This window comes from Larkinella insperata (genome assembly GCF_026248825.1).
GTDB lineage: Bacteria > Bacteroidota > Bacteroidia > Cytophagales > Spirosomataceae > Larkinella > Larkinella insperata.
Genome location: NZ_CP110973.1, coordinates 6096217 through 6111330, shown reverse-complemented (window position 1 = coordinate 6111330; position 15114 = coordinate 6096217). Strand labels below are relative to the sequence as shown.

The following is a 15114-nucleotide window of genomic DNA, read 5'->3' as shown; positions in this document are numbered from 1 at the left end:
AACCATCAATGGCAGGTGTTTTAAAACCCGGTATTAAAAACATCATTTTTGACCTCGGCGACGTCATCATCCCGATTGATCTGCGGGGGCCTATCCGAAATTTTGCCGTGCTTTCTGGCCTGAGTGAAGACGAAGTGGAAGCGCTCTGGCGCGAACACGGTCTGACGCTGCAGTACGAAACGGGGCTGATTGACGACGACGGTTTTCGGCAGCACGTTCGGCAGTTATTGAAAAATGATTCCTGGGCCGACGAGGTGATTGATACCGCCTGGAACACCGTCCTGCTCGATTTGCCTGTTGAACGGGTCCAGCGCATTCGGGAGCTTAGGGGCCAATACCGGCTGTTTCTGCTGAGCAACACCAGCGCTATTCACATTGCCAAGGTCAATAAAATATTTTCCGAAATGGGGCAGCCACCGCTCGAAGACCTGTTCGAGCGGGTGTATTATTCGTACGAGGTGAGGCTGGCCAAACCGTCGCCGGAGATTTACCAGTACGTGCTGAATACGTCGGGGCTGCAAGCGGAAGAGACCCTTTTTCTAGACGACAATCCGCATAACATCCGGGCGGCTGCCGAGTTAGGTATTCAGGCGGTGCAGGTACAACCGCCCCTGACGATTCTTGATTATCTTCGCGATGAATCCACAAACGAGGACGTACCTCATTCAAGCTAGCCTTTTCGTCCTTACGCTGTTTTCGACGACCGCGGCTGGTGCGGAATGGATTTACGGTCGTTTTTTTCTGGACCCGGAACACGGTATCGGCTGGCCCGAATTCTGGGACGGGTTGCATTATTCCATCCCGTTTCTGGCAATTCTGACGGTGCACGAATTCGGGCATTTTTTTACGGCCCGCTACCATCACGTCCGGGTCACGTTGCCCTACTACATTCCGCTCTGGTTTGGCATCGGGCAAACGCTCGGTACCTTGGGGGCTTTCATCCGGATTCAGGATTTCATTAACAGCCGTAAAAAGTTTTTCGACATCGGGATTGCCGGTCCGCTGGCGGGATTTGTGCTGGCGCTGGTGGTGCTCTGGTACGGTTTTACGCACCTGCCGCCCCCGGAGTTTATCTTTACGATCCACCCCGAATACCAGCAATATGGTTTGGCGTTTGGTGAGCACGTTTACAAAAACCTGCCGCCCGATAGCGTCATGAGTCTGGGCGATAACCTGATCTTCTGGTTCTTTAAAACCTACGTTGCGGATCCGGCCCGGTTACCCCATCCTTACGAAATGATTCATTACCCGTATCTGATGGCGGGCTATTTTGCCTTATTTTTCACGGCGCTTAACCTAATTCCGATCGGACAACTGGACGGCGGCCACGTGCTTTACAGCCTGATCGGTCGGCGGGCTTTTCGGAAGGTTGCACCCGTGCTGTTTGTGGCTTTTGCGTTTTACGCCGGTCTGGGGTTCATTAAGCCAACGGATTTCATGGTTCCCAAAGACCGTGATTTCATTAATGAACTGGGCTATCTCGGTTTGTATGTGCTGGGGTTATTTACCAGTTTCCGGAGCATCAGCGAAAACCGGATGACCACGCTGACGCTGGCGCTGAGCGTCGGTGCCGGGCAGTTTCTGGTATCGTTCTTTTTCCCGACGGTGGAAGGCTATCCCGGATTCTTATTATTTGTTCTGATATTGGGGCGGTTTTTGGGGGTTTATCATCCCGAAACCGAAGATGATCAGCCGCTGGGTACCGGACGGGTTATTCTCGGCTGGCTCGCGCTGCTCATCTTTGTGCTCTGTTTCAGTCCGAAACCATTTATATTTTCCTAACCCCGAAGTCGTTCGTCTAACCTGTTTCTGAAGCGTATGTTCAATGCAATCGCCCGGTGGCTTTATAAACTGGCTGGCTGGAAACTCGTTGGACCCGTTCCGACGGTTCCGAAGGCCCTTTGGGTACTGGCTCCGCACACTACCAACTGGGATTTTCCGGTGGGGTTGGGGGGAAGGGCCACGACCGGCGTCCGGATTCAGTATTTAGCGAAGAAAGAACTCTTTACCTGGTACGCCGGTTGGCTTTTCCGGCTTCTGGGGGGCAAGCCGGTCGACCGCAGCCGATCCAACAACCTCGTCGATGCAATGGCCGATGTGCTTAATCAGAACGATTACCTGCACGTCTGCATCCTGCCCGAAGGCACGCGCTCAGACGTGGAGCGACTCAAAACCGGTTTCTACTATATTGCCCTCAAAGCCAAAGTGCCTCTGGTTCTGACGGGGTTTGATTACCCACGCAAGACGATTTTTTTGAGCGAACCCTTGTACGTTACCGGCAATTTTGAAACCGACATGCGTCCCATCTACGAGTTTTTTAGCCAGATCCAGGGCAAGAAAAAAACGTGGCTGAAACGATACGAACAAACGGGCATCATTTCCTGACGGACAAAGTGCCTGTGGCGCAAAGACCTCAGGCGCGTAAGTACTGCACCATCAGCTCGCCCGCCCGGTCGGATGCGCCCGGCCCGCCCACTTTTTCCCGTAGTTCGGCGTAATCGGCCTGCTGACGCGCGTGGTCGGAGCCTCCGGGCAGAATTTTGCCCAGTTCCCGAACGAGGTTTTCCGGCGTCAGCAGGTGCTGCGTCAATTCCTTAACGGCTTCCCGGTCCAGAATCAGATTGACCAGCGAAATGTAAGAAACGGCAATCAGGCGCCGGGCGACTTCAAACGATATCCATGACGTTTTGTAGCAAACCACTTCCGGCGTATTCAGCAGGGCGGTTTCCAGCGTAGCCGTTCCGGAGGTGACCAGGGCGGCATCGGCAACGGCCAGCAGATTGTAGGCGTCGTCGACCACCACGGGTAGATCGGGGCAGGTGGTCATGGCCGTTTTATAGAGCGATTCCGGCAGGTTGCTGACGCCGGAAACAACAAACTGATAGCCCGGAAAATGGCGGACGGTTTCGAGCATGGCCGGCAACATTTGAATTACTTCCTGCCGACGGCTGCCCGGCAGGAGTGCAATGACGGGTTTGTCGCCCAGCCGGTATTGTTGACGAAAAGCCGGGTCGGGCCGGAACGCAGCAATGGCGTCCATCAACGGATTGCCTACGTAATCGACCCGGTAATCAAACGTGTCATAAAACCCGACCTCGAACGGAAAAATCACAAACATGCGATCCACCACGGCTTTTATTTTCAGGGCTCTCTTCTGGTTCCAGGCCCAGACTTTGGGGGAGATGTAGTAGAACACCCGAATGCCGTGTTTTTTCGCAAACCGGGCCATGCGCAGGTTAAAACCCGCGTAGTCGATCAGGATCAGCACATCGGGCCGGGTTTCAAGCAGATCCTTTTGACAGTCGCGCAGGTTTCGCCGGATGGTGCCCAGGTTCTGAATGACCTCCAGAAAGCCCATGAACGCCATTTCGCGGTAATGCCGCACGAGCGTGGCCCCGGCTTCCTCCATCTGCTCTCCTCCCCAGGCCCGAAAGCGGGCGTCGGGGTCGTGCCGCCGGATGGCTTTGATCAGGTTTCCGCCGTGCAGGTCGCCCGAGCGTTCACCGGCAATCAGGTAATACATCATCGTTTATTCCCCGTAGTAGTCTACGTAGTTTTTGGGGGTTTCGTAGAGCCGGATCTGGTGCAGCCGGGCGTCGGAAATCTTGGCGAGGGCGCGTTCCAGGATTTTCCAGATTTGAACGATAAACACCTCGCAACTGGCCATTTTGCCCTGCATGAAGTCGACATCTATGTTCAAATTTTTATGGTCGACTTTATCAATGATTTCTTCTTTTACCAGATCGCCCAGCACTTTGAGGTCGATCACAAAACCCGTGTCCGGATGAGGTTGCCCTTTAACGGTGACAATCAATTCGAAATTGTGGCCGTGGCCGTTTACATTGGCACAGGCGCCAAATACCTCTCTATTCTTTTCGTCCGACCAGGCCGGGTTAAAAAGCCGGTGTGCCGCGTTGAAGTGTTCTTTTCTGCTAACGTATACCATTACATACCACCGCCGGAGCGATGCGTCATTTTCAGCAGGCCACAGACCCGCCCTTATCTGACAACAAAATTACGGCCTTCGGAGCGTTAATAAAAATCCAAATTCAGCGATACCCGACGAAACGGACAAATCCTTTAACGCTGTGATTTAGTGAACGACATAGGGGTTTAATAGTGAAATAATCCAATTTTTTCATTAAATGGTGGATAGGTTGGTGTAGTGAATTATTCTAACTTTACAACCACTTTATACGAAAGATCACACAAAATTAATCTAACCTAAAAGAATCGTTGCTCAATTTCTACTAAATATGATAATTGTTACGGGCGCAACCGGCTTCATTGGGAGCTGTCTGATCTCAAGATTGAATCAGGAAAACTTCAACGCCATCATTGCCGTTGATGATTTTTCACGGGAAGATAAGCTTGCCAACCTGGAAGGAAAACGGATCCTGGAACGGGTCGACCGCGAAGAGTTTTTTAGCTGGCTCGATGACAATTACCACGAAATTGAATTTCTGTTCCACATCGGTGCCCGGACCGACACAACCGAGTTCGACCGGAGCATTTTTGAACACCTGAATGTTGAGTATTCGAAAAAAATCTGGCAGAAGTGCATCGACTATCAGATTCCCCTGGTGTACGCTTCTTCAGCGGCTACCTACGGTTTGGGTGAGTTGGGGTATGATGACAACGAATCGCTGATCCCGCAGTTGAAACCGCTCAATCCGTACGGCGATTCGAAAAACGATTTCGATAAATGGGTACTGGAGCAGGAACGACACCCGTTTTTCTGGGCCGGGCTAAAGTTCTTCAACGTTTACGGTCCGAATGAGTACCACAAAGACCGGATGGCGTCGGTGATCTACCACGCGTTTTGTCAGGTCAGGGTGAAGGGGTCCATGAAGCTGTTCCGGTCACACAACCCTAATTTTGCGGATGGCGAACAGATGCGTGATTTTATTTACGTGAAGGATGTCGTGGACGTTTGCCTGTTTTTGATGCACCACCGCCGGAACTCCGGCATCTACAACCTCGGCAGCGGCAAAGCCCGCACGTTCCTCGATTTAGCCAATAACACGTTTCAGGCGATGGGGGTAACGCCCCAGATCGAATTCGTCGACACACCCGAAGACATTCGCGATAAATACCAGTACTATACGCAGGCTTCCATGAGCAAACTGCGGTCCATCGGCTACACGCAGCCGTTTCAATCGCTGGAAGAAGGCATCGCCGATTACGTGAAAAACTACCTCGTTCCGGGCAACTATCTGTAAGGGATAAAAAGCACGAAGCCCGTTTCTCTGGTAAAGAGAAACGGGCTTCGTGCTTTCCGGGAAAATCCTTACTGCCAGATAATCTCGATTACTTCCTTTTTCAAATCCACCGTCGTGCGCTTCTCGTCGTGGTTTCGGCGCAGAACGAGTGCGCCGTTCTGGACGCGCATGGCCTCCTGCTGAATAACCCTAAAGTCGTCTTTCTTGTGAAAAACTGATACCGAGGCATCAGCATACTCCGCCAGCGGCAACGAGTACGTTTTGCCGGAAGCCTTGATGGAACGGGCCGTGGCGGCCGTCGACTGACCTTTTGCCAGCGCCAGCGCCCGGGAAGCCTGCGGAACACCGTAGCCGATGTAATTATTACCGTAGGGGTACAGGTGCGACGATTTTTCGATAATGCTGATCAACTCCTTGTTTGTCAATTTGGGATTGGCCTGCATCAGACAGGCCGCAAAACCGGTGATGACGGGCGCGGAGAGGGAGGTGCCGTACAACGAGAAGCAGGAAACATTGGGCTTCATGTAGGGCAGAAATTCGGGACCGATGCTGCTGTAGCCGATGCGGTTCCAAACTTTGTGGTTGGTGGCGCCAACGGCCAGAACGCCTTGCGCGTCGGCGGGGGTGGAGATGATGCGCCACGAGCGGTCGTCGCCCTCGTTACCGGCCGACACAATGACCAGAATTCCTTTTTTATCCGCGGCCAGTTGCGCGGCTTTGCTGATGAGGCTCGTATGGCCGTCCATCTGGCTGGGCTGGTAGTTTTCTTTCGGATTGGTAAACCCTTTGGCGTAACCGAGCGAGGTGTTGATAATGCGCACCCCCAGGCTGTCCATCCACTCCATGGCGGCAATCCAGTTGTCTTCTTCACCCCGGAATTCGCGGGCGCCGTGGTCGGTGCGGGCCAGGTAGAAGGTTGCTTCTGTTGCCAGACCGTACTGAATATTTTCGTTTGGATCGTGCCCCGCAATGGCCGCCATCACTTCCGTACCGTGGAAATCGGACAGGGTTTCGAGTGAACCGAAAAAAGCGTCGCGGGCGCGGCCCGGATTGACGTGATCCCGGATGGCTTTAATCCCGTTGCGCTGAAAAATATGCTTCAACGCGCTGGCGGAGTCGGCCCCGAAATAACCGGCATCAATAACGCCGATGGTTACATTTTTGGCCGAGATGCCCGCCCGCCCGAATACATCGGCTTGAATTTGCGACATCACCGGCGCCATCTGGGTTTTGGTAACGTCGTGGTCGATGCTATTAATGACAATATTTCGATCAAGCGGGACCAATTCTTTCACGAACGGTAAGGCTTTAACCTGCTGAATTTGCGCGGGACTCAGTTCCGCCGAGACGGCGTTAAGCCAGCGCGACTGGTGCAGCGGGCGAATGCCCCCATCCGACAAGGCTTGCAGGTAAGCCGGGTTGAGCGGCAGGTCGGTTTCGTCGACGGGCAGGCCCAGCGACTGTCGATTGGCAATGGTGCGGATGGAAAGGGATGGCGGGCTGGTAGACGGCTTGTCCGTCAGCGTAATCCAGTACTTGGATTGGGCGTTCGTGGTACCGGTCCAGCCGACTATTATCCCAAAAAGAAGCAAAACAATTTTTTTCATTGAAACGAAAGCGTCAATTTTAGGCATTAAAGTACAAAATGATGATCAGATTACCGCATGGCTTTTGAAATAGTAACCCTATGAAATATACGTCCATTAGCAACGAATTGTTCATCCGAAACCGCCGGCGACTGGCGGAATTATTAAAGCCTAAATCGCTGGTGGTTCTGCACGCCAACGACATTATGCCGACGAATGCCGACGGCTCGATGGGCTTCCGGCAGAGCAACGACCTCTTCTACCTCTCTGGTGTGGATCAGGAAGAAACCATTCTGGTGCTGTTTCCCGATCACCCGGACGAGCGGTTTCGGGAAGTTTTGTTTCTGCGCGAAACCAACGAACTAATTGAAATCTGGGAAGGCCACAAACTCACCAAAGAGGAAGCCGAACAAACCTCGGGCATTTCCCGGAAAACGGTATTCTGGACCCACGAGTTCGAGCGGGTTTTTATTCAGATGGTGTTTGAAGCCGAGCACATCTACCTGAATACCAACGAACACACCCGCAATTCGTCGGAGGTGGAAACGCGTGATGCCCGCAACATCCGGCAGTTCAGGGAAAAGTATCCGCTCCACCACTATGAGCGGCTGGCTCCGCTGATGCACAACCTGCGCGCCATCAAACAACCCGAAGAAGTGACGCTGCTCAAGGAAGCCGTTCGGATCACGGAAGACGGTTTTCGGCGGCTACTCGGCTTTGTTAAACCCGGGGTTTGGGAGTACGAGATCGAGGCCGAGTTGCTACACGAGTTTGTCCGGCAGCGTTCGCGCGGGTTTGCTTACGAACCCATTATTGCCACAGGTCCCAACGCCTGCGTACTGCACTACCTCCAGAATAACCAGCAATGCCAGGACGGGCAGGTGATTCTGCTGGATGTGGCCGCCGAATACGGCAATTACAACGCCGACCTGACGCGCAGCATACCCGTGAGCGGCCGGTTTACGGACCGGCAGAAAGCCGTCTACCAGGCTGTGCTAAACGTGATGAAGGAAGCCACAAAGATGCTGGTGCCGGGTAACCTCTGGGATGAATACCACAAGGAAGTAGGCAAGGTTATGGAATCGGAGCTGATTGGTCTGGGCCTGCTCGATCGCCACGAAGTGGCCAAGCAAGACCCGGATGCTCCCCTGTACCGGAAGTATTTCATGCACGGGACCTCGCACTTCCTGGGTCTGGACGTTCACGATGTCGGCAACAAATACCGGCGGTTTGAGTCAGGCATGGTTTTTACCTGCGAACCGGGCATCTATATACGCCAGGAGGGCCTGGGCATCCGGCTCGAAAACAACATCCTGATTACGGACGACGGGAACATCGATTTAATGGCTTCCATTCCGGTGGAAATTGAAGAAATCGAGGACCTGATGAATAAATAACGGTGAATTCGTCTTTGTAGAAGGAGAACGGCCTGAACCATAGAGAGGCTGTCTCCTTCTGCAAGGACAAACGCAATGTTACTGCAACGAATTATAAATCCGGCCAATGGCGTGCTCGATTCGCTGCCAGCCTTCTTCGGATTGTAAGTTGAGATCCATGAATTGCTTCTGGCTGGGCGCAATCAACAGCAACATGGCAATTCCCGAGGTCAGAACGGCCGTAACGGTATTAAGGTCCTCATTTTCAGTCTTAAAGAATTTGTCGAGGACTTGTTGGTACGATTCATTCCGGTTGATAACCAGTTGCTGGCTTACCGATGAACTGGGGTTACTGATTTCCCATTTCAGCATCTCCTGGGCAGGGGGGTGGCTCTTCAATTGGCGGAGCAGACCTGTCAGGTAGTCAATGCGGGTTTGACAAGCGTTCGGCGCAGACGCTGTATTCGTTTCCAGGAACTGTTTATTGTATTCTGTCAGAAAATTGCCTTCCGTCAGAAACTGCTGGAGAAGACCGTCCCAGCCGCCAAAATACCGGTAGATAAGTACTTTGTTGACGCCAGCCTTTTCGGCCACTGCATTGATCCCAACCCGGTTGACACCTCGTTCTGAAATTACCTCACCGACGGCCTGAAGTAAGCGTGCCATCGTCTGCGTACGATTCCTTTTCCGTACTTCTGTCATTCGTCTGTTCGTAAACCGTGTTTCGGCGGCAAAGCGCGTTGACGGTTTATTTAGGGTAGTTTGTGTGTAAAGCAGGACAAATTTAGGGATATATTCCCGAAAAAGATGTTAGTAAGGAAGAAACTGTTTACAATAAGTTAAAAAAATGTAGAAAACGGTAACATATGAAACCTTGCTAATTGTGCTGTTTTGCTGTCTTGTAAATAGAAATGGTCGTTTCAGCACTCCGGTAACTCTGGAAATGCCAAAACGACCAATCCGTGATGTGTCGTAAAAAATTATCGTTCGGGAAAAAGAGAGAGCTGTCTGGCCAGGTCCTTGATGGTTTCACGCAGCTGGAGCCGGGTTAAGGTTACATCCATCTGCAACGGAAAGTCAGGGTACGTATGCCAGGTCGGCGTCAGCGAATGATCGAGTTGAATCTGGAGATGATAATTCCCGTTGGGCAGGGAAGATCCTTCCATATTCAGCCCCGGTTCGGCAAAAGAAACCGTAACGTGGTTGCTGGCACGATCCCAGAGCTGTTTCAGGTTGTTAATCAGCCGCCGGATTTCATACGTTTGCAGGGGGGCCGATCGTTTGCAGCATTCCTGATGCCGTTCGGTCGATAGCTCGCAGAGCAGGCTGTTGCGTTCACGCCAGTTGGTGGCTTTGATGCCGTACCCTTTGATGAGGAGTTCGAATGAACCGGTTTTGCTAGTAAGTTTCATAACGTCGCGGGGAGGGTTGAATTGAGTGATAACGGCTTGCCTATTAGTCAAATATAGTATTTAACATACAGAAGTCCTAGTTGTTGAAAGGAATCTTTTTGAATGACCCGCTCAGAATCTTTTTTTTGTTTTCTAGCGACTAGGCGATGGGTCTGTCTATCTTTGCGCGAATTTGTTTAACCCATCTTGCCATTATTCAGTTGTGTTATCAGATTGATGAATGGCAACCTTAAATCGCGAAAATTACGCAATGGCTAAAGTGCTCATTATTGGTGCCGGTGGAGTCGGCAGTGTCGTAGCGCACAAATGCGCGATGAATGCGGACGTCTTTACGGAGATTATGCTGGCCAGTCGGACGGTGTCCAAATGCGAAAAAATTGCCGCCGAAATCCGGGAAATGCACGGGGTGGCAATCAAAACGGCGCAGGTCGATGCCGATATTGTGGCCGAACTGGTGATCCTGATCAAGCAATTCAAACCCGAGCTGGTGATCAACGTTGCCCTGCCGTACCAGGATTTGACCATCATGGAGGCTTGTCTGGAAACCAAAGTTCATTACCTCGACACGGCCAACTACGAGCCCAAAGATGTGGCCAAATTTGAGTATAGCTGGCAATGGGCGTACCAGGAACGGTTTAAGCAGGCCGGTCTGATGGCGCTGCTCGGTTGTGGTTTCGATCCCGGCGCTACGCAGGTCTTTACGGCCTACGCGGCTAAGCATCATTTTGACGAGATGCATTACCTGGACATCGTCGACTGCAACGCTGGAAACCACGGCAAGGCCTTTGCTACCAACTTCAACCCCGAAATCAACATCCGGGAGATTACCCAGCCCGGACGGTATTGGGAAAACGGCGAATGGATCGAGATCGAACCCATGTCGATTCACAAACCAATTGAATACCCCGAAATTGGCCCCCGGGAATCGTACGTGCTCTTTCACGAAGAGCTCGAATCGCTGGTCAAACACTTCCCAACCCTGAAGCGGGCGCGCTTCTGGATGACGTTTGGACAGCAGTACATCACCCACTTGCAGGTGCTGGAGAATGTGGGTATGACCAGCATCAAACCCATCAAATTTCAAGGAACCGAAATTGTTCCGCTGGAGTTTCTGAAAGCCGTATTGCCCCCGCCCGACACGCTCGGCGAAAACTACACCGGCCAGACGTCAATTGGCTGCCAGATCAAGGGCATTAAAGACGGTCAGGAAAAAACGTATTTCATCTGGAACAACTGCGACCACGCCGAAACCTATAAAGAAGTCCGCGGACAGGCCGTCAGCTACACCACGGGTGTTCCGGCCATGATCGGCGCTATGCTGATGCTAAAAGGAGTCTGGATGCAACCCGGTGTCTGGAACTGCGAACAATTGGACCCCGATCCGTTCATCGAACAAATGAACCAGCAGGGCCTCCCCGTTCAGGAACAAATCAACCAGCCGCTTACTGTTGAGAATTAAGAGGTAAGAGTTAAGAGGTAAGAGTTAAAAGTTGCGCTGCGGTAGCCAACTCTTAACTCTTACCTCTTACCTCTTAATTCCTTAGCCACCCGCCCCGGAAACCGGCGCGGAGCAGGCCTTTGCGGAGCGTTGCGTTGTGCATCATCAGGTTCCAGATCAGGTTGGTGCGGTAATTCTCGGTCATCAGCAGAATAGGACCGCTGTCGATGCCCAGGTAATCGGGGTCGAACCATTGGCCCGGATAGGAGAGGTTGAACGCATCCTTAAAGCCGTAAGAACCGTAGAGTTTTTTGCCGTACCGGTATTTCATGAGTTGAAGGGCCCGGATGCTTTCTTCGGGCGTAAAAGCGATGGAGCCCCCGGCTGCGGTGGGCGCAATCGTACCATCGTCGACAACCTGCGTTGCTGCGGCCCCGCGCGCGCGGTAGGAAAAGAACGCCTGACCGTTGATGACGGTATCTTTGGGGCCGTCGCAGGCCGTTAAGCCCCACAGGTCAGCTTCGTACCCCTTAAATTTCCCCGGATTTTCCAGGCAGTGCGCCCGGTTGGCGAGTGTAGCCCGGCGGCTGTTCTCAAAATAATCAATTCCTTTCTGACGCATATAGGCGTCTTTGATGCTCCGGAAGTCGATCCAGATGTGGGAATATTGATGCCCGAACAGCGGATCAAAATTGACGTGAGGGTAGCGGTGAAACTCGCGCCATTCGTAGGTGGAAGTCCAGGCAGTCCAGGCTTCCGGACCCACCGGGTGGGTAGGCGACGCCAGCGCCAGAATGTACAGAATCATGGCTTCGTTGTAGCCCTTCCAGTCCGACTCAATAAAACCGCTCTCTGGGTGCCAGCCCATCGATACCAGCGGTTTGCGGGCCTGCATCCATTGCCAGTCGACCCGCCGGTAAATCCGGTCGACGAGCGTTCGAATTTCTTTCTCCATCGCCGTCCCCTGATTGAAATACGATTGACAGCTCAGCATCCCCGCCAAGAGCAGAGCCGTGTCGATGGTTGACAGCTCCACCTGCTGGTAACGGTGGCCGGTTTGCATGTCCAGAAAGTGATAGAAAAAACCGCGGTATCCCGTCACCTCTTTTTCCTGGGCCGATTGCGATGCGGTGTTGAAAAAACGCACCGTTCTCAGGGTCCGCTCCGCAGCCTGCTGACGGCTGATGTACCCCCGTTCCACCCCCACCAGGTAAGCCGTCAGACCGAAACCCGTAGCCGCAATACTCGCAAAGGAAGGCGTTGGGGAGCGGTCGGGAATCAGGCCGTGCGGATTGTCGCCCAGCTCCCAGAAATACCGAAATGTATCCCGTTGGAGGGAATCCAGAAAGCGTTTCGAATGGGAAATGCCCCGCAACTGGGCTTGTGCAGCAGGCTGAAAGCAAGCGAGCAGGAACAGAATTAGTCCCGATCGGAGCAGGGAGCGGGCATAAAAGCTGTCCCACAGTTCTAAAAACCCGTTGAGTCGCATGAGAACCACAAGTCTAGGCGGAATAATACCGAAAGATAAAGGTTAAACACTAAAATAAATTAGCTATATGTTTTATATATAATTTATTTATATATATTTGACGTAATCATAAATCTTAGCCCCTATGACATCCGAACAGCTCCAAGTCGCGTCGCTTGACGACATTGTGTTTGAAAACCGCAACAAATTGTATGGCGCTTACGACCTGAGACGGTCTTACCACCGCATCACCAACCGGGCGCTCTGGCTGGGCGTAGCCCTGTTTCTGGCCGCTTTGATAACGCCAACGCTCTACAACCGGCTGAAGCCCGAGCAGGCGCCGGTGGAGTACATGGAGCCAATAACGTTGATGGATCTTAAAACGCTGCCGCAGGAAGAACCGCCCGTTGTGGTACCTCCGCCGAAACAAGTGGCTCCGCAAGTCCCTACGATTCGCAACCTCCCGCCCGAAGTGGTTACGGAAGCACCCGATGAGGTGACGGTGCCGACGGTCGACGATCTGAAAGACAAAGTGTCGAGTGACAAAACCGTAGAAGGCGACCCCAACGCGCTGGACGCCATCGAGGCTCCGGCAGAAACGACTGGCCCCGCTCCCGTCGAGCAGGCACTTGAGGTGGAACGTAAGCCGGATGAAGTGTTCATTACCGTTGAGCAGTACCCGCAGTTTCCCGGGGGGAACAAGGCCATGGCCAGTTTCTTGCAGAAGAACCTGAATTATCCGCCCGCAGCCGCCCGAACCAACGTTTCCGGCCGGGTTTACCTGCAATTTGTGGTCAACACCGACGGGAGCATTGTCGACGTGTCGGTGGTGAAAGGAATTGGCTTTGGCTGTGATGAAGAAGCCATGCGGGTGGTGAAGAAAATGCCGCCCTGGCAACCGGGTAAGCAGGGGGGGCGTCCGGTACGGGTCAAATTTACGCTGCCGGTGGTATTTGCCCTCGAATAGCGAATGGAATGGGTTTAGCTGCCCCGCTGGTTTGGAACCAGCGGGGATTTTTTATGGTTAGCAAACGACGGTTTTCGCTAGTTTTGCGGTTTGGAAACCAAGTTTGCATAATCTGATGATCGACTATAGCCATATTCCCTCGCCCTGTTTCGTCCTGGAGGAAGCTAAATTGCGCGCCAATCTGGAGCTGATCAATTCCGTTCAGCAACGGGCGGGTATTCAAATTATTCTGGCCCTCAAAGGGTTTTCGATGTATAGCGCCTTTCCGCTGGTCAGGCAGTATCTGTCCGGAGCCACCGCCAGTTCACTGAACGAAATCAAGCTGGTAAACGATTACATGGGCGTAAAGGCGCACACGTACATTCCGGCCATCCGCGACGACGAGTTCAACGAAATTCTGGAGCGCAGCGGCCACATTACCTTCAACTCGCTCAGCCAGTGGGAACGGTTCAAAGACCGCGCGAAAAATGCGGATGTTTCCTGCGGGATTCGCGTCAATCCGCAGTACTCGGAAGTGGGCACGGACATGTACAATCCCTGCGTTCCGGGATCCCGGCTGGGCATCACCCGGGACCTGATTGGGGATGCGTTGCCCGACGGTATTGAAGGTATTCATTTTCATACCCTCTGCGAAAACGATTCGTTCACGCTCGAGCGCACGCTCGAAGCCCTGGAAAGCCGCTTTGGCGATTTGCTGCACCAGGCCAAATGGGTGAACATGGGCGGGGGGCACCTCATGACGCGGGAAGGATACAACACCGACCACCTGGTGCAGTTGCTGACGGCTTTTCGGACAAAATACGATGTGCAGGTGATTCTGGAACCTGGTTCGGCCATCGCCTGGCAGACGGGCGTTCTGGTTTCCACCGTGCTGGACCTGGTGAACAGCCAGGGAATTGAGGTGGCCATTCTGGATACGTCCTTTGCGGCCCACATGCCCGACACGCTCGAAATGCCCTACAAACCCCGTATCCTGAATTCGTACCACGAACCGGTGGCGGGGAAACCAACCTACCGGCTCGGCGGCATGACCTGTCTGGCGGGCGACTTCATGGGTGATTACAGTTTCGATGACCCCCTGAAGGTTGGTGACCGGGTGATTTTTGACGACATGATTCACTACACGATGGTGAAAACCACGACCTTCAACGGGGTCAATCTGCCCGCCATCGGCATCTGGCAGGAAGACAACACGTTCCGGCTGGTAAAGACCTACGGTTACGAAAGCTTTAAAGACCGGTTGAGCTAATCGACAACCCGTCTTTGGGAATGAACAAACGCCGTAAAAAGTGAGCGGCCTAAATGATTAAGGGAGGTTGGAGTCGAACGAAAGACGACTCCAACCTCCCTTAATCATTTAGGCAAACCGGACTGGAATTAGCACCCGTCAGTCGTCGGGTAATACCTCGGCTTTGAAACCGGAATTATGCAGAATAGTAATGACATCGGAAGCCTGTACCAAACCAGTTTCGCTTCTAATCCGTAAGATTTTATCGCAATCTTCCAGGTCGAAATTAACGCTGTAGTCCGCAAAAGACTGCTGGATTTGCCAGATCAATTGCTTGGCGTGGCGCGTGTCTTTGACATCGGTTTTAAAAACTTCTATCATGGATTTTATAGGTCAGGTTCTTTGGATGCAAAACAA

Annotated in this window: 15 protein-coding genes; 8 read left to right on the top strand and 7 right to left on the bottom strand. The window is 52.8% G+C overall.

Features of this window, described 5'->3' with window-relative positions:
• Positions 1–8 precede the first annotated feature (8 nt).
• Genes OQ371_RS24640 through OQ371_RS24630 form a run of 3 tightly spaced genes read left to right on the top strand, consistent with a single transcriptional unit; the run spans position 9 to position 2385 of the window.
• On the top strand, positions 9–674 hold the full coding sequence (locus OQ371_RS24640) for an HAD family hydrolase (protein ID WP_265991113.1): 666 nt from the start codon (positions 9–11) through the stop codon (positions 672–674).
• Complete coding sequence (locus OQ371_RS24635) at positions 637–1782, top strand: site-2 protease family protein (RefSeq protein WP_265991112.1); 1146 nt, start codon at positions 637–639, stop codon at positions 1780–1782. The genes OQ371_RS24640 and OQ371_RS24635 overlap by 38 nt, the downstream gene beginning before the upstream one ends.
• A 36-nt stretch (positions 1783–1818) precedes the next feature.
• Positions 1819–2385, top strand: a complete 567-nt coding sequence (locus OQ371_RS24630) for a 1-acyl-sn-glycerol-3-phosphate acyltransferase (protein ID WP_265991111.1) — start codon at positions 1819–1821, stop codon at positions 2383–2385.
• Between the two features lie 28 nt (positions 2386–2413).
• On the opposite strand, the gene lpxB is transcribed toward OQ371_RS24630, so the two are convergent.
• Both lpxB and OQ371_RS24620 read right to left on the bottom strand, forming a co-directional pair.
• A complete protein-coding gene (lpxB, locus tag OQ371_RS24625) occupies positions 2414–3526 on the bottom strand; it encodes a lipid-A-disaccharide synthase (protein ID WP_265991110.1) in 1113 nt (370 codons plus the stop codon).
• A gap of 3 nt (positions 3527–3529) precedes the next feature.
• The gene (locus OQ371_RS24620; protein ID WP_265991108.1) at positions 3530–3946 is read right to left on the bottom strand and encodes a 6-pyruvoyl trahydropterin synthase family protein; all 417 of its coding nucleotides are present in this window, start codon (positions 3944–3946) and stop codon (positions 3530–3532) included.
• Positions 3947–4256: 310 nt separating this feature from the next.
• Here OQ371_RS24620 and rfaD point away from each other — a divergent pair, with 310 nt between their 5' ends.
• A complete protein-coding gene (gene rfaD, locus OQ371_RS24615; RefSeq protein ID WP_265991107.1) occupies positions 4257–5222 on the top strand; it encodes an ADP-glyceromanno-heptose 6-epimerase in 966 nt (321 codons plus the stop codon).
• Positions 5223–5290: 68 nt separating this feature from the next.
• Here the strand turns inward: rfaD and OQ371_RS24610 are convergent, their stop codons facing one another.
• Entirely contained in the window at positions 5291–6829 is a 1539-nt protein-coding gene (locus OQ371_RS24610; RefSeq protein WP_265991106.1) for a S8 family serine peptidase, read from the bottom strand.
• Positions 6830–6909: 80 nt separating this feature from the next.
• On the opposite strand from OQ371_RS24610, the gene OQ371_RS24605 reads away from it, so the two are divergent.
• Positions 6910–8205, top strand: coding sequence for an aminopeptidase P family protein (locus OQ371_RS24605; RefSeq protein WP_265991105.1), 1296 nt, complete (start codon positions 6910–6912; stop codon positions 8203–8205).
• 78 nt (positions 8206–8283) lie between these two features.
• Here OQ371_RS24605 and OQ371_RS24600 read toward each other — a convergent pair whose 3' ends face one another.
• Positions 8284–8850: a TetR/AcrR family transcriptional regulator gene (locus OQ371_RS24600; RefSeq protein ID WP_265991104.1), complete on the bottom strand. Its 567-nt coding sequence runs from the start codon at positions 8848–8850 to the stop codon at positions 8284–8286.
• A 314-nt stretch (positions 8851–9164) separates the two neighbouring features.
• On the bottom strand, positions 9165–9596 hold the full coding sequence (locus tag OQ371_RS24595; protein ID WP_265991103.1) for a WapI family immunity protein: 432 nt from the start codon (positions 9594–9596) through the stop codon (positions 9165–9167).
• Positions 9597–9816: 220 nt separating this feature from the next.
• Here OQ371_RS24595 and OQ371_RS24590 point away from each other — a divergent pair, with 220 nt between their 5' ends.
• Positions 9817–11055 (top strand): saccharopine dehydrogenase family protein, encoded by a 1239-nt coding sequence (locus OQ371_RS24590; RefSeq protein ID WP_265991101.1) that lies wholly within the window; start codon positions 9817–9819, stop codon positions 11053–11055.
• A gap of 73 nt (positions 11056–11128) precedes the next feature.
• Here OQ371_RS24590 and OQ371_RS24585 read toward each other — a convergent pair whose 3' ends face one another.
• On the bottom strand, positions 11129–12523 hold the full coding sequence (locus OQ371_RS24585) for a glucoamylase family protein (protein ID WP_265991099.1): 1395 nt from the start codon (positions 12521–12523) through the stop codon (positions 11129–11131).
• Between the two features lie 124 nt (positions 12524–12647).
• Here OQ371_RS24585 and OQ371_RS24580 point away from each other — a divergent pair, with 124 nt between their 5' ends.
• Positions 12648–13469 carry an energy transducer TonB gene (locus OQ371_RS24580; RefSeq protein ID WP_265991097.1) on the top strand — a complete coding sequence of 274 codons (822 nt, stop codon included), beginning with the start codon at positions 12648–12650 and terminating at the stop codon, positions 13467–13469.
• Between the two features lie 115 nt (positions 13470–13584).
• Positions 13585–14718, top strand: a complete 1134-nt coding sequence (nspC, locus tag OQ371_RS24575) for a carboxynorspermidine decarboxylase (RefSeq protein WP_265991095.1) — start codon at positions 13585–13587, stop codon at positions 14716–14718.
• A gap of 138 nt (positions 14719–14856) precedes the next feature.
• Here the strand turns inward: nspC and OQ371_RS24570 are convergent, their stop codons facing one another.
• Positions 14857–15078, bottom strand: a complete 222-nt coding sequence (locus OQ371_RS24570; protein ID WP_265991094.1) for a hypothetical protein — start codon at positions 15076–15078, stop codon at positions 14857–14859.
• Between the last annotated feature and the right edge of the window lie 36 nt (positions 15079–15114).

Coding starts and splice junctions, on each gene's coding strand:
- OQ371_RS24570 (WP_265991094.1), bottom strand. CDS start 15,078: ATGATAGAAGTTTTTAAAACCGATGTCAAAGACACGCGCCACGCCAAG.
- OQ371_RS24595 (WP_265991103.1), bottom strand. CDS start 9,596: ATGAAACTTACTAGCAAAACCGGTTCATTCGAACTCCTCATCAAAGGG.
- OQ371_RS24610 (WP_265991106.1), bottom strand. CDS start 6,829: ATGAAAAAAATTGTTTTGCTTCTTTTTGGGATAATAGTCGGCTGGACC.
- OQ371_RS24635 (WP_265991112.1), top strand. CDS start 637: ATGAATCCACAAACGAGGACGTACCTCATTCAAGCTAGCCTTTTCGTC.
- nspC (WP_265991095.1), top strand. CDS start 13,585: ATGATCGACTATAGCCATATTCCCTCGCCCTGTTTCGTCCTGGAGGAA.
- OQ371_RS24620 (WP_265991108.1), bottom strand. CDS start 3,946: ATGGTATACGTTAGCAGAAAAGAACACTTCAACGCGGCACACCGGCTT.
- OQ371_RS24590 (WP_265991101.1), top strand. CDS start 9,817: ATGGCAACCTTAAATCGCGAAAATTACGCAATGGCTAAAGTGCTCATT.
- OQ371_RS24580 (WP_265991097.1), top strand. CDS start 12,648: ATGACATCCGAACAGCTCCAAGTCGCGTCGCTTGACGACATTGTGTTT.
- OQ371_RS24605 (WP_265991105.1), top strand. CDS start 6,910: ATGAAATATACGTCCATTAGCAACGAATTGTTCATCCGAAACCGCCGG.
- OQ371_RS24585 (WP_265991099.1), bottom strand. CDS start 12,523: ATGCGACTCAACGGGTTTTTAGAACTGTGGGACAGCTTTTATGCCCGC.
- OQ371_RS24630 (WP_265991111.1), top strand. CDS start 1,819: ATGTTCAATGCAATCGCCCGGTGGCTTTATAAACTGGCTGGCTGGAAA.
- OQ371_RS24600 (WP_265991104.1), bottom strand. CDS start 8,850: ATGGCACGCTTACTTCAGGCCGTCGGTGAGGTAATTTCAGAACGAGGT.
- OQ371_RS24640 (WP_265991113.1), top strand. CDS start 9: ATGGCAGGTGTTTTAAAACCCGGTATTAAAAACATCATTTTTGACCTC.
- lpxB (WP_265991110.1), bottom strand. CDS start 3,526: ATGATGTATTACCTGATTGCCGGTGAACGCTCGGGCGACCTGCACGGC.
- rfaD (WP_265991107.1), top strand. CDS start 4,257: ATGATAATTGTTACGGGCGCAACCGGCTTCATTGGGAGCTGTCTGATC.